General features: G+C 48.7%; 12 protein-coding genes. 3 read left to right on the top strand and 9 right to left on the bottom strand.

Going from position 1 to position 12,978, the window contains the following annotated elements; all coding sequences use genetic code 11:
- Nucleotides 1-89: 89 nt before the first annotated feature.
- A complete protein-coding gene (locus HRM2_RS04340) occupies nt 90-1,985 on the bottom strand; it encodes a bifunctional acetyl-CoA hydrolase/transferase family protein/GNAT family N-acetyltransferase (RefSeq protein WP_012663237.1) in 1,896 nt (631 codons plus the stop codon).
- A gap of 20 nt (nt 1,986-2,005) precedes the next feature.
- Entirely contained in the window at nt 2,006-3,394 is a 1,389-nt protein-coding gene (locus tag HRM2_RS04335; RefSeq protein WP_041273045.1) for an NAD(P)/FAD-dependent oxidoreductase, read from the bottom strand.
- A gap of 180 nt (nt 3,395-3,574) precedes the next feature.
- Here HRM2_RS04335 and HRM2_RS04330 point away from each other — a divergent pair, with 180 nt between their 5' ends.
- Nucleotides 3,575-4,030 carry a DUF3842 family protein gene (locus tag HRM2_RS04330; RefSeq protein ID WP_012663235.1) on the top strand — a complete coding sequence of 152 codons (456 nt, stop codon included), beginning with the start codon at nt 3,575-3,577 and terminating at the stop codon, nt 4,028-4,030.
- Nucleotides 4,023-4,211, top strand: coding sequence for a CooT family nickel-binding protein (locus HRM2_RS04325; RefSeq protein WP_012663234.1), 189 nt, complete (start codon nt 4,023-4,025; stop codon nt 4,209-4,211). The genes HRM2_RS04330 and HRM2_RS04325 overlap by 8 nt, the downstream gene beginning before the upstream one ends.
- A 106-nt stretch (nt 4,212-4,317) precedes the next feature.
- On the opposite strand, the gene gltA is transcribed toward HRM2_RS04325, so the two are convergent.
- From gltA to HRM2_RS04300, 6 genes are all read right to left on the bottom strand, one after another.
- On the bottom strand, nt 4,318-5,727 hold the full coding sequence (gltA, locus tag HRM2_RS04320) for an NADPH-dependent glutamate synthase (RefSeq protein WP_012663233.1): 1,410 nt from the start codon (nt 5,725-5,727) through the stop codon (nt 4,318-4,320).
- Nucleotides 5,728-5,748: 21 nt separating this feature from the next.
- Entirely contained in the window at nt 5,749-6,576 is an 828-nt protein-coding gene (locus HRM2_RS04315) for a sulfide/dihydroorotate dehydrogenase-like FAD/NAD-binding protein (RefSeq protein WP_012663232.1), read from the bottom strand.
- Between the two features lie 371 nt (nt 6,577-6,947).
- The gene (locus HRM2_RS04310; protein WP_012663231.1) at nt 6,948-7,451 is read right to left on the bottom strand and encodes a dihydrofolate reductase family protein; all 504 of its coding nucleotides are present in this window, start codon (nt 7,449-7,451) and stop codon (nt 6,948-6,950) included.
- Between the two features lie 169 nt (nt 7,452-7,620).
- Nucleotides 7,621-8,178, bottom strand: a complete 558-nt coding sequence (locus HRM2_RS04305) for a carbohydrate-binding family 9-like protein (protein ID WP_232364194.1) — start codon at nt 8,176-8,178, stop codon at nt 7,621-7,623.
- Between the two features lie 153 nt (nt 8,179-8,331).
- Complete coding sequence (locus tag HRM2_RS28050; RefSeq protein ID WP_083776514.1) at nt 8,332-8,595, bottom strand: GGDEF domain-containing protein; 264 nt, start codon at nt 8,593-8,595, stop codon at nt 8,332-8,334.
- Nucleotides 8,495-9,643: a sensor domain-containing diguanylate cyclase gene (locus tag HRM2_RS04300; protein ID WP_012663229.1), complete on the bottom strand. Its 1,149-nt coding sequence runs from the start codon at nt 9,641-9,643 to the stop codon at nt 8,495-8,497. The genes HRM2_RS28050 and HRM2_RS04300 overlap by 101 nt, the downstream gene beginning before the upstream one ends.
- Nucleotides 9,644-10,089: 446 nt before the next feature.
- Here HRM2_RS04300 and HRM2_RS04295 point away from each other — a divergent pair, with 446 nt between their 5' ends.
- Entirely contained in the window at nt 10,090-11,652 is a 1,563-nt protein-coding gene (locus HRM2_RS04295) for a long-chain-fatty-acid--CoA ligase (RefSeq protein WP_012663228.1), read from the top strand.
- 182 nt (nt 11,653-11,834) lie between these two features.
- Here the strand turns inward: HRM2_RS04295 and msrB are convergent, their stop codons facing one another.
- Nucleotides 11,835-12,974: a peptide-methionine (R)-S-oxide reductase MsrB gene (gene msrB / locus HRM2_RS04290; protein ID WP_012663227.1), complete on the bottom strand. Its 1,140-nt coding sequence runs from the start codon at nt 12,972-12,974 to the stop codon at nt 11,835-11,837.
- Between the last annotated feature and the right edge of the window lie 4 nt (nt 12,975-12,978).

The following is a 12,978-nucleotide window of genomic DNA, read 5'->3' as shown; positions in this document are numbered from 1 at the left end:
GCGTTAGTCGGTATCCGTTAGCTGAACATTAAGAAACAAAGGGACCGTTTCACCAGGATAGATGAAACGGCCCCTTTTTATAGCCGGTTCTAATCCCCTGTTTTTTCCTCTTCTTTTTTAACCGGTGCTTGATCAAATGCCATTTCAATCTCGATCTCACCGGCGCCGGAACGTACCAGCTTTGAATTGGGATACCGGTTCTGGAACACTCTCACCATCTTTCGGTTCTCCGCAAGCACTGTTGCCACAAAGGTGGTGTAGCGGTTCTTTTTAGCAATACCCTCAAGCACTTCCAGAAGATAGGTACCAATGCCCATGCCATGGAGTTCTTCTTTCACCAGGAAAGCCACCTCAGCATGGGTTTCCCCTGCCTCGGCATAGGATCCGATGGCGACAATCTGCTTGCGCTTGCCCTTTTGCATGACACCGATGATGGTCATGTTTCTCATGTAGTCCACATCGGCCCACTGGCGCTGGAGCATCTCCCTTGAGAACACCTTCCGTTTGTTAAAGAACCGGTAATAAATAGTCGTCTCCTGGAGGGAATAGAAGAACTGCCTTGACTCAAACTCATCCGAAGGCATAACCGGACGAAAATCCACGTGCTTGCCCATGGGAAGCTCCATGGAGTAGTGGTAATTGTCCAGAAACAAAAGGTCCTGGGTGGTGGGTGGCAACTGGTCGGGAAAGATATATCTTCGCTTTTTTGCCTCATCAATGAGCTGTTTTCTGAACTTGGGGTGGGCAATCTGGGCAAGCTCCATAACCCGCTGGTAAATGCTCTTCCTCCTCAACTCAGCAATGCCGTACTCGGTCACCACAATATCAATATCTCCCCGTGTGGTGGCAACGCCGGCCCCCTCACTCAGGTGGGGAACGATCCTTGAAACGGCATCGTTTTGGGCCGTAGACGGAATAACGATGATGGAAAATCCACCCTTTGACATACACGATCCCCGGATAAAATCCACCTGGTCGCCAATGCCGGAATAAAAGAGATATCCCTTGGAGTCGGTGCAGATCTGGCCGGTGAGGTCCACCTCCAGGGCCGAACTTATGGAAATGAAGTTATCGTTCCTTGCAATGACATTGGGATCATTGACAAATTCAGACGACCGGAAGTAAAACATGGGGTTATTGTCCACATAGTCATAGAGCTGTTTTGACCCCATGCACAACGAAGCCACCACCCTGCCCGGGAGGTAGCTCTTGTTCCGGTTGGTCACCACTTTTTTCTTGAAAAGGGGCAACAGCCCGTCAGTGATCACCTGGGTATGGATGCCAAGGTCTTTTTTCCCGTCAAGATACGAAACAACAGCATCTGGAAGGTGGCCGAATCCCACCTGAATGGTTGCCCCGTCATCCACCAGTTGATTCACATAATGGCCTATCCGCTGGGCAACCTTAGTATTCTTGATCCTGGGAAGGGCCTCCACCAGGGGTTCATCCTGGATCACAAGATAATCAATCTCGTCCACATGGACCAGGCTGTCCCCCCAGGTTCTGGGCATGTCATGGTTGACCTGGGCAATCACCAATTCCGCGTTCTGCATCCCAGAAAGGGTAATGTCAACGGAGATACCAAGGCTGCAGAACCCAAATCGGTCCGGGGGACTCACCTGGACAAGGGCCACATCCAGACCGATCTCCTGGCTGGCAAAGATTCCCGGTATTTGGGAAAGGTAAATGGGAATATAGTCAATCTTTCCCTCAAATGCCGCCTGGCGCATGTCAGGGCTGATGAAAAACAACTTCAGGGAAAATCGATAGAGAAAATCCTCGTGATTCATATATTTTGCAAAGGTGGAGCTGAGCATCTGGTACACAACAATATCCTGGATGGACCGATCCTCAACCATGGCCCTTATCAGCGCCTGGGGCTCACCGCAACCGGTACCGATGAAGACTCGGCTGCCGTTCTCAATTTTTTTAACACCCTGACCTGCTGTGAGTAGCTTTTCAGGGCAGTATTCCTCAAGGTTCATAGTCAATTCCCCCGTAAAGTTTAATCCCTGTCGGCCTTGTTGGCCAGAATCCGTTTTGCCGGTATCAAACCGGTGGCGGCGGCAGAGACAATGTTTCCGGCAACCCCAGGACCGTCACCTGCAACGAACAGCCCCTGAATGGCGGTCTCAAGGCTCTTGTCCGTTTCGATCTGGGTGGCGAAAAATTTAATTTCTGGTGCATAGAGAAGGGTTTCGTCGTTGGAAACCCCCGGGACCACCTGGTTAAGGGCCTCAAGCCCCTCAATGAGATTGGAAAGAATCCGCTCTGGAAGGGCCATGGCAATGTCTCCGCACACCACATTGGTCATGGTCGGCTCGATAAACCCCTTGTTGATCCTGTTCCAGGTAGACCGACGGCCCCTTTTGAGATCGCCAAAACGCTGGAGTATGGGCTTGCCCCCGCCGATAATGGTGGCAAGACGGCCAATGGATTCCCCATAGGCCTGGTTATCCGTGACAGGTTCAGTCAGGACCACCTTGGAGAGAAAGGCGAAATTGGTATTCTGGGATTTTTTATCTGAATAGGCATGGCCATTGACGCAAACAAAATCCTTGTAATTTTCAAGGGAGATGAAACCACCCAGGTTGGTGCAGAACGTTCGAGTCTGATCATCATAGGTTGGCGTCTGGATAAAAAATGTTGGATCATAGATGACCTTGCACAAATCTTCCATGATGTCGTTATGAACTTCAACCCGGACCCCCACCTCTATGCCCCGCTGGGAAACGTTGAGACCGTGCCGCTGGGCAAGGGTCGACACCCAGTTGGCCCCGATTCGGCCCGGAGCCAGAATCACGCTGGAAGCCGTGTAACTGCCCTTGTCCGTTAGGACCCCCGTCACCCTTCCATCTGCTTGCGTGATATCAACGACGGTCTCACTGGTTTTGATGGTAAGACCTTTTTTTTCAATATATCCGGCCATTTTTGCAATATAACCGGGCAGGTTGTCGCTGCCGAGATGTTTCTGTTTGATCAACAGCAGATCAATTCCGTAGCGCTTTGCCTCTTTACGTATCTGTTTTGCCTCGCCCATATTGGTCGGATAAACAGGGCCGTCCATGCGAAACCGGGTAAAGATCTTTTCGGTCTCGTCAATGAGATCCTGGGCTCTGCCAAGGGACATGAACTGGGTGAGGTCGGTCTTGCCCAATCGGGGAATGAAGTTGAGTTTCCCATCTGAAAACAGCCCTGCACCACCGATCCCTGCCATGATGTTGCACGGTTCGCAGCCAAGGCATTTCTGGAGATTATGGTTAGGACAACTGCGGGAAAGGGATCTTCGCCCTTTTTCCACCATGAGCACCCTCAAATCCGAATGCTCCACCAGATGAAATGCCGAAAAAAGCCCGGCAGGCCCCCCCCCTACAATAATAACATCGTAATCCATTCTATTCTCTATTACCCATATCGTATTTTAACTGTTTAAAACCTTTCAGGTTATACATGACTTGCCAGCTTAATCAAGCTTTTTCTAACCGGCACGGCTGGGAACCTGCCACGGGTTCACCAATCCCGGAAATGATTGTTTGACCTTGACAAACCAGCAAAACCCGACTAAAAAAACACCATGAAACCTGCAACGACATACAGAATTTGTGTCATAGACGGTCAGGGGGGCGGCATCGGATCGACAATTATCCGCAAGATCAAGGATCGCTTTGGCGAAACCGTTGAAGTGCTGGCCCTTGGCACCAATGCCATTGCAACGGCCCAAATGCTGAAATCCCATGCCAACCGGGGAGCCTCAGGTGTCAATGCCATTGTTCAGACCGTGAGAACGGCCGATCTCATCATCGGCACGGTGGGAATCATCATGCCCCACGCCATGATGGGAGAGCTCACGCCAAAAATGGCTGAAGCCATCGCCCTTTCCCCTGCCAAAAAGATACTTATTCCCCTGACCCAGGAACACATCGAGATCGTTGGCCTGGCATCCACGCCTCTACCCCAGCTTGTGGATGAACTCATCGATGCACACCTGGCAAATTTCAACAACACACCCAAGGAGTCAATCAATGTGTGAAGCAAATGCATATATTCGAAACAAGGACAAGGAAACCCTTGTCATGGAAGCTGTTGATCTTGTAACCCCTGAAGAGGGAGGAATCCGACTGATCAGCATCTTTGGCGACCAGAAATTCATCAAGGGCCACATTGACGCCCTTTCCCTGGTCAATCACAAGATCTATATCACGGAAGAGTAAACACCCGAAAGAAAGAGGGGAAAAGAAGAGAGGGAAAAGAACCGAAAGACGGCAAGTCTTTAATTAATATCCGGCTCTTATCCCCCCATAAAAACAAAACCTGGAACTACCAGCCCCGGGTCAGGTAATCATGTATTGAATCGGCAGCTTCCCTGCCCGCCCCCATGGCAAGAATTACCGTAGCCATACCCGTGACGATATCACCTCCGGCCCATACCCCCTTTTTGGTGGTCTTGCCGGTAACTGGATCGGCAACAATGTTACCCCAGCGGTTCAAGCCGAGTCCAGGGGTTGAGTTGGTCAACAATGGATTGGCCTTTGCACCGACCGATACCACCACAAGATCGCAGTCGATCCGGTACTCAGAGCCCTCGATGGGAAGGGGTCGTCTTCTACCCGACGCATCAGGTTCTCCAAGGGACATCTTAAGACACTCCATGCCGACGAGGCGGCCTTCATCATTCCCGAAAAACTGGGTGGGATTGGTCAGGAGAACAAACTCGATCCCCTCCTCTTCTGCGTGGTGAAGCTCTTCAGCCCTTGCAGGCATCTCTTCCCTGGAACGGCGATAAACGATCTTGACCGATTCAGCACCCAGACGCATGGCGGTTCTTGCGGAATCCATGGCAACGTTGCCGGCACCGAGAACCACGACGTTTTTCCCCCTGGCAATTGGGGTGTCATATTCGGGGAAAAGATAGGCCTTCATCAGGTTGGCCCGGGTGAGGTACTCATTTGCGGAAAATACACCGATGAGATTTTCGCCGGGGAGATCCATAAACCGGGGAAGACCCGCACCCACACCCACATAAACAGCGTCAAACCCTTCCTCAAAAAGCTCTTCAATGGTAATGGTTGTTCCCACGACGCTGTTGAGTTCTATCTTTGCCCCAAGCTTTTCAAGGGTTTTAACCTCGGATGCCACAATCTCCTTGGGAAGCCTGAATTCCGGAATACCGTAGACAAGAACACCACCGGGCTTATGAAAGGCCTCAAAAATATTCACATCATGGCCCTTGACCACAAGGTCTCCTGCCACGGTAAGTCCAGAAGGTCCGGAACCAATGACGGCAACCCTTTTCCCTGTTTTCGCGGCCACCTCAGGAAGGGCTCCTCCGCCCTGTTCCCTTGCCCTGTCTGCGGCAAACCGCTCCAGATAACCAATGGCAACGGACGACCCTTTTTTACCAAGGATGCAGTTCCCCTCACACTGGGCTTCCTGGGGACAGACCCTGCCGCAAACGGCGGGAAGGGCATTTTTCTGCCACAGACGTTCTGCAGCACCTGCAAAATCACCCTCGGCAATGAGATGGACAAAACCTGGAATATCCACGGATACCGGACACCCTTCCACACAGGCCGGTTTTTTGCACTGGAGACAACGCGACGCCTCTGTCATGGCCATCTCATCGGTCAGTCCCAGGGGTACTTCTTTAAAATTTCGGCGCCGGACTTCGGGTGCCTGCTCAGGCATTTTCACCCTTGGCACCGCTTGTTTTTTTTCTTTAACTGCCATCATATCCTCCGTATATCGGAACTACGCTTTTTTTTCAAATTGTTCTAGGCTCTTTTTTTCATCTTCCTGGTAGGCCCGGAGACGTTTGGAGAGCTCATCATAATCGACCTTATGCCCGTCAAACTCAGGGCCGTCAACACAGGCAAACTTGGTCTCACCACCAACTGAGACACGACAACCACCGCACATGCCTGTTCCGTCCACCATGATGGGATTGAGACTGACCAGGGTTTCGACTCCCTTTTCTTTTGTAATGGACGAGACAAATTTCATCATGGGTACGGGTCCGATTGCCACCACCAGACTGATATCATCCTTTGCAAGGACATCTTTTAACACATCAGTCACAAAGCCGTGATGGCCTTTGGACCCGTCATCCGTACAGATGTGGAGGACGTCGGATGCCTTTTTCATCTTGTCTTCAAGGATAAGAAGATCCTTGTTCCTGGAGCCAAGGATAGTGGTCACATGGTTACCCACCTCTTTCAAGGCCCGGGTAATGGGATGGAGAACGGCAATGCCGGTTCCACCGCCCACACAAACCACTTTGCCCCTTTTCTCAATATGGGTTGCCTTGCCCAGGGGACCGATCACGGCAAAATATTCAGCTCCGACTGCCATTTTGCTAAACGAAGCCGTGGATTTACCCACCACCATATAAATAATGGTGATGGTTCCCTTGTCTGGATCCACATCGGCCATGGTCAGGGGAATTCTTTCTCCCTTTTCATGGGATTGGATAATGACAAATTGACCTGGTTTAGCCTTTCGGGCAATACGCGGTGCCTCAATCTCGTTAAGTATGATGGTGCCCTGGGCCATCTCTTCACGATTCACTATCTTAAACATTCGAACCTCCTGACATAAATACCGGCATATAAATGCAAATATTATTATGAAACCAATTCAATCAAAAAAGAACAGCCTCTTTTTAACCTGCATCTGTTTTTAGTAAATGACAATAACCAGAAAAAACCAACAAAATCAAGGAGAAAATAATGATATTTCATCCCCGCTGGAGAACATTTTCCCCTAAAAGCAGACACAGCAAAAGACATTAAACTTCTTACTTTATCAAAACAAAATACATATTTCAACAAAACCCGGACGATAAATCTCGAATTTTAGCTTTGTTCATGGGCCTAAGCCCAAAGGATTCATCACCACCATTCCACTGACCCTAATATGGACCTGGCAGATACCCCTGGGCTCCTTCAAAATCACTTTTTCTTGACCCGATACCTCAACACCAGGGATTGGTCAGAAATGATCTCTGTTCCGAGAAGCTCAAGCTGGTTATCCATCTCACAGTCAAACAGGGAAAGACCCCTGCCAAAAAAAATCGGAACCACGGTAACAAAAATCTCGTCAATGAGATTTGCCTGGGCAAACAACGAATTGATCTGGGTACCACCGATGAGGGCAACCTCGCTAAATCCCTCCCGGTCAAGCCCCTTTAAGATCAAATCCGGTGGTTGATCCGTAAAGATAAGATTCCCATCGCTTTTCCGTGACCGGTTCCGGGTCATGACAATATTTTTCCGACCCGGCAAGGCCCTTCCAATAGTGTCAAAGGTTTTAGATCCCATGATCATGGCTCCGGCCCTTTTGGTTATCTCGACAAATTTTTTCTTATCGTCCTTCCCAGTCCAGTCGGCCGAATGATTGGAATCCCTTGCTATTTTCCCGTCAAGGGTCATTGCCATGACCAAGATTACCTTCATCGCGCCTCCTTTGTATTAGGGTCAGATCTGCACGTCTGATACTTTGGTAAAGAGTGTAAACCTGACACCGTTTTATTGTCAAGGGTTCGGGCCCGTCAAAGCAAAAGGCCCGGCACTATGGTATTATTTTGTTTTTGAGATGTTTATACGGTACAGCGGATGCCGGGCATCACTGGAATTCCAATATACCAAAGTACCGGGGAAGATGAAAATTAGGTTTTGCAAAATCAACCGGCGACCATGTCAACCAGTGGGGATGTGATGTCTTGTCAGCACATTTGTAAAAATTTGCCCGCCATGTAGCCCTAGGCCCAGGCATGACCACCCGGCAGTATTTTTTTAACACGGCCAGGGGGAGTTCATAGGCAAGGGTCCAGGTGACAGGTTCATGAATTTCCGGATCAACAATGGTCGGCAATGAGTGCATCCGCCAGATTTTGGTGCATTCACGCTTTGGAATTACAATTTTCTCCTTGCCTGTCCCCGGGTGAAAATGGAACAGCATGGTACCGCCGCAATTCATCTCAAGGTTGAAATAGCCTGTGGACAGATCCGAACCAGGCGTAAAAAAAAACTCAACACAGCTATCTTCCCAGACCTTTCCCTGATCCTCCGGGGCAACAGCCCTGACAAATCGGTCTTGAACGCGGAACATCACGTGAATGGCCATGTCATCGTAGGCAATCTTCACCTCTGCTATAGGAAAATGACCGGGTTGATTACCCATGTAATTACCAATCCGCCGGGGTAAAATGGCTTTCCATGGGGAGGCATCCCAATCTGCATACCCCTTTAAAGGATTTACTTGTCTTGCTACCTTATAGATCTTTTTCTTCATAATCTTTGTTTGTGTAGACTGGGAATCAGCCGGCATCGACAATCAGATGAATCTGTCGGTTTTATGTTCCATAGTATCGGAAACACAATTTCTGCCGTTCCCTTTGGCAACATACAGACACTTATCAACTCTTTTTACAAATTCGTCCAGGGAGAGCGTATCATCGTTGTACTCCTGAACGCCAATGGACACGGTAAAACACATATCACCTTCGTCGGTCAAAATTTCCATGGCTCCGATGTTGATTCTTATCTTCTCGGCGACCTTTGCTGCGGCTGAAAGTCTGGTTTCCGGCAAAAGAACCATGAATTCTTCCCCCCCCCCATCGACCCACAAAGTCGGTTTCACGAACTGTCTGCGTTAGTGTCTTTGCAAGTTCTTTCAAGGCCTTGTCTCCGGCCTCGTGACCAAATGTATCGTTTATTTGCTTGAAGTGGTCAATGTCCAGCATTAAAAGACAACATTCATGTTCAAATCGTTTGAACCTGAGGATTTCACTGCTCAGAATCTCCGTAAAATGTCTTCTGTTGAAAAGATTTGTTAGAGAATCTTCACGGGACGCAATGAGCAACTCTTCCATGAGTTTGTTCTTTTCTGAAATATCCCGAATTACCGCAGTCATTTCCATACTGTCTTCAACGCGGATCTTTGATATCGTCACCTCAATTGGAATTTCCCTGCCGTCCTTTCGGATGCCACGCACTGCAGCCCGTGTCTGCATGGGACGGGAATCCACCCGGGAGTTCTTGAACCCTTCAACATATCCGACATGCTTCTCCCTGAACTTCTGGGGCAGGAAATGAACCAAAGGCCCGCCTATGATTTCTTCAGCACTGTAGCCAAAGATCTGCCTGGCGGCGTTGTTAATGAGTTTGACATTTTGATTCGCATCAATGGTGATGATTCCATCATAGGCTGATTGAACAACGGCCTCAAAACGCTTCATGCTGAGCGAAAGTTTTCGCTCCAGAATCTTCTTTTCAGTTATCTCGACACAGGTTTGGATAATTCTGAACTCACCATTTATTGTTTCCAGAATTGGAGAAATGATCGAACGCCAATACCGTTCTTCGCCCTTGTATTCGATCATAATTTCTCCTTCAAGCGCCACTTGTTCTGTTTTGCAGAGCCTGAAACTTTCGGTTATGGGTCGTTCAACATAGCGTGGAAAAATCGACATCAGATTTAGACCAAATGCCTCGTTCTTGGCTTTACCAAGAAGTTCCTCGTAAAGATTATTACAACTTATCAAAACAAAACTGTCATTTCCTGGAATATGCTCATAAATGGCAAAACCAGCACCGATAGCTTCGATGGACTCAGTTAATTCCTTGTGAGTACCATGAAAGAACATAAATTAGCCCTCTATAGCTTTCCATTCAAATGTCTTCAACAAACACTATTCTATAATTCCCATAACCCTCAAGGGGTAGCATAAAGTGGGGCCATTGTCCACCTAATCCACAAGCTCTGAAACCTTGAAACAAATGCGAACTGACAGATCCCGACGCATTTAACCACCCCAGTCAATGGTGGTGATTTAAAGGACTCAGAAATAAATAATTCCACAATCTTGCTTGTCATTCAGCTCGTCTTCTGCGTTGCATCAAAGGGCACATATTTCAATATGCTCCCTTTGATACGCCTTGAATACGAGCTGAAATCCTGCACCATATTTGTGGAATTATTTACATCTGAGCCCCTAAGATCAAAAGCCCTTGACATTAGATTTTAAAACTGAAACAGTTTTTTTGTTGCTTTTCAGCTTCTATCCCAAACCACCCCATAAAGGAGACACCCATGCAAGTACCCATGACACCCGCTCGTATTCTCAAGCGAGCCGTCAAGCTTTATGCAGACAAGACTGCCGTTGTGGATGGTGAAATTCGCCTGACCTACAGGATGGTTCAACAGCGGGTAAACCGTGTGGTCCATGCCATTGAGGACCTTGGTCTTGAGCCGGACGCCCGGATCGCAGTGGTCGACTACAACACCCATCGCTACATGGAACTCTATTTTGGCGCCAGCCTGTCCGGGCGAATTCTTTCGCCCCTGAACATCAGGCTTTCCGAGGACGAGTATGCCTATATCCTTGAGAATTCCAGGGCTGAAGCAGTTATCTTTCATCGGGATTTCAAACCCATCATGGAACGGGTCAGCAGACGTGTTTCAACGGTAAAACACTGGTTTATCGCCGAAGGTGAAGCTTCGGAATCCTGGATCACCAACACCTATGAATCCCTCATGGATTCGGCAAGCTCCGAGTCTGTCACCGATAAAATTGTTGATGAAAACGCCACGCTTAATCTTTATTACACCAGCGGAACCACGGGCCGGCCCAAGGGGGTTGAGCTGACCCACAGAAACATCTACGCCAATGCCCTGACCACCATTATCAGTTTTAAGATTGACGATGCCACCACCTGGCACCATATTGCTCCCCTGTTTCACCTTGCCGATGCTTTTTTTATCTGGTCGGTCACCTTCCAGGGAGGGTGCCACGTGATGCAGCGAACCTTTGTCCCCCGTGAGGTACTTGCAACCATGGCAAGGGAACGGGTGGTTGCGGCCATGATGGTTCCCACCATGATCAATTTCCTTCTGGATGTGCCTGAAATAGGAAACTATGACCTTTCAGCCCTTGAATGGATAATGGTTGGCGGTGCACCCATGTCTCCTGCCAATGCAGAACGGATGATGGAGAAACTCGGGTGCCGTTACGTTTCAGGGTATGGCCTCACAGAAACCACCCCCCTTCTCACAGTGGGCCACTTGAAATCCACCTTGACCGATAATCCCCAGAAGGAACGTCTGGAATTCATAACAAGGACGGGCCTTGAAGTAATCGGTGTTGATCTCAGGGTGGTTGATGAAAACGGACAGGATGTCCCCTGGGATGGCGTCAGTGTGGGAGAGATTCTCGTGAGTGGAGACAATGTAATGAAGGGATACTGGGAAATGCCCCTTGAAACAGAGCAGGCCATTCAGAACGGCTATTTTTTCACCGGAGATCTTGCCTGTGTGGACAGTGAAGGCTATATCCTGATTGTGGACAGGGCAAAGGATATCATCATCTCCGGTGGTGAAAACATCGGCTCCGTGGAGGTGGAAAATGCCATATACACCCATCCCGATGTCCTGGAATGTGCTGTAATCAGAATGGCAGATGAACGCTGGGGAGAGGTTCCAAAAGCCGTGGTTGTTCTCCGCCAGAATGCCCGAGTCACAGAACAGGAACTCATGGATCACACCCGCAAGCACCTGGCAGGATTCAAGGTTCCCAAAAAGATAGTGTTTGTAAATGAACTTCCCAAAACGGGCTCCGGGAAAATACTGAAGGTTAAACTTCGGGAAAAAAGCTAACACCCCAAAAACCTGAATTTTCCAGTCCCCCTTTGACAGGGGTTTCATCTGCGCTCAGACCGGAAAGGGTATCGCGGACAGTGTCAATCGCCGGGATGCCAGGAAGTTTTATCCTGCTGGCACCCCAACAGAACCAACAGAAGGACAAACAAAAGAAATTTTTTAAACATATGATTCACCTTTTAAAACAGATCAAGGTACCGGCCATACCCTTCGGCCTCAAGATTTTCTTTGGGAATGAATCTTAAGGCTGCTGAATTAATGCAATAACGAAGTCCAGTGGGTTTTGGGCCGTCATCAAACAGATGCCCCAGATGGGAGTCCCCATACCTGCTTCGGACTTCCGTGCGAACCATGAACAGGGTTTTATCAGTCACCTCTATAACATGCTCAGATTCAAGGGGCTTTGTGAAACTTGGCCACCCGGTTCCTGAAACAAACTTGTCTGTGGAACTGAAAAGGGGCTCTCCAGACACAATATCCACATAAATCCCCTGGTGTTTATTGTCCCAGTATTCATTGTTAAAAGGCCGCTCCGTTCCGTTTTCCCGGGTAACCTTGTACTGCATCGGGGTCAGTTTTTCTTTAATTTCAGCATCACTTGGCTTTGACCAGGAGGCTGTTTCCATGGCGTTTTTTTCTTTGATTTCCATTGTTTTTCCCTCCATCGCTTTTTTCCCCCACGTCTTTTCTAAAAACGCGTCCCGGCCCGAACCCCAACGGTAATATTTATACCGGTATGAATTTTTCTTATAATAATCCTGATGATAATCTTCTGCTGGGTAAAATTTTTCAAATTTCGTAATGGCCGTGGCAATGGGTTTGTCAAACACCATGGATGCCTCCAGGGCTTTTTTTGACGCCATGGCCTCTTCTTTCTGGTTGTCATTATGATAGAATATTTCCGGCCGGTACTGGGATCCTCTGTCCGCAAACTGCCCCCCGGGGTCTGTGGGGTTGATGTGCCGCCAGAATACCGCTAAAAGTTCATTGTAAGTTACCATGCCGGGGTCATAATAAACCTGTATGGCCTCTGTATGGCCGGTGGTTCCCCCGGACACTTCGCTGTAGGTCGGATCTGTTTTATGGCCTCCGGTATATCCGGACACCACATCCTTAACCCCTTTGACTTGCTCGAAATCAGACTCTGTGCACCAGAAGCACCCGCCGGCAAAGGTGGCAACGTCCAATTTTTCCATATGGGATTTCGTATCTGTTTTCATAGTCACTTCCTTTGTCTCCTGTTTCTCAGCAAACGAAAGACATCCAAAAATAAATACCGCAGTAAAAATCATCAAGAACATCATCATTCTTGTTTTCATGATA

The sequence above is a fragment of the Desulforapulum autotrophicum HRM2 genome (assembly GCF_000020365.1).
Classification (GTDB): domain Bacteria; phylum Desulfobacterota; class Desulfobacteria; order Desulfobacterales; family Desulfobacteraceae; genus Desulforapulum; species Desulforapulum autotrophicum.
This window is presented reverse-complemented; position numbering and strand designations above follow the sequence as displayed.

Bases quoted from the DNA above. Each gene is read 5' to 3' on its own strand.
- HRM2_RS04340 (WP_012663237.1), bottom strand. From the start codon at position 1,985: ATGAACCTTGAGGAATACTGCCCTGAAAAGCTACTCACAGCAGGTCAG.
- HRM2_RS04335 (WP_041273045.1), bottom strand. From the start codon at position 3,394: ATGGATTACGATGTTATTATTGTAGGGGGGGGGCCTGCCGGGCTTTTT.
- HRM2_RS04330 (WP_012663235.1), top strand. From the start codon at position 3,575: ATGAAACCTGCAACGACATACAGAATTTGTGTCATAGACGGTCAGGGG.
- HRM2_RS04325 (WP_012663234.1), top strand. From the start codon at position 4,023: ATGTGTGAAGCAAATGCATATATTCGAAACAAGGACAAGGAAACCCTT.
- gltA (WP_012663233.1), bottom strand. From the start codon at position 5,727: ATGGCAGTTAAAGAAAAAAAACAAGCGGTGCCAAGGGTGAAAATGCCT.
- HRM2_RS04315 (WP_012663232.1), bottom strand. From the start codon at position 6,576: ATGTTTAAGATAGTGAATCGTGAAGAGATGGCCCAGGGCACCATCATA.
- HRM2_RS04310 (WP_012663231.1), bottom strand. From the start codon at position 7,451: ATGAAGGTAATCTTGGTCATGGCAATGACCCTTGACGGGAAAATAGCA.
- HRM2_RS04305 (WP_232364194.1), bottom strand. From the start codon at position 8,178: ATGGGTAATCAACCCGGTCATTTTCCTATAGCAGAGGTGAAGATTGCC.
- HRM2_RS28050 (WP_083776514.1), bottom strand. From the start codon at position 8,595: ATGGTTCTTTTGCCGGAAACCAGACTTTCAGCCGCAGCAAAGGTCGCC.
- HRM2_RS04300 (WP_012663229.1), bottom strand. From the start codon at position 9,643: ATGTTCTTTCATGGTACTCACAAGGAATTAACTGAGTCCATCGAAGCT.
- HRM2_RS04295 (WP_012663228.1), top strand. From the start codon at position 10,090: ATGCAAGTACCCATGACACCCGCTCGTATTCTCAAGCGAGCCGTCAAG.
- msrB (WP_012663227.1), bottom strand. From the start codon at position 12,974: ATGAAAACAAGAATGATGATGTTCTTGATGATTTTTACTGCGGTATTT.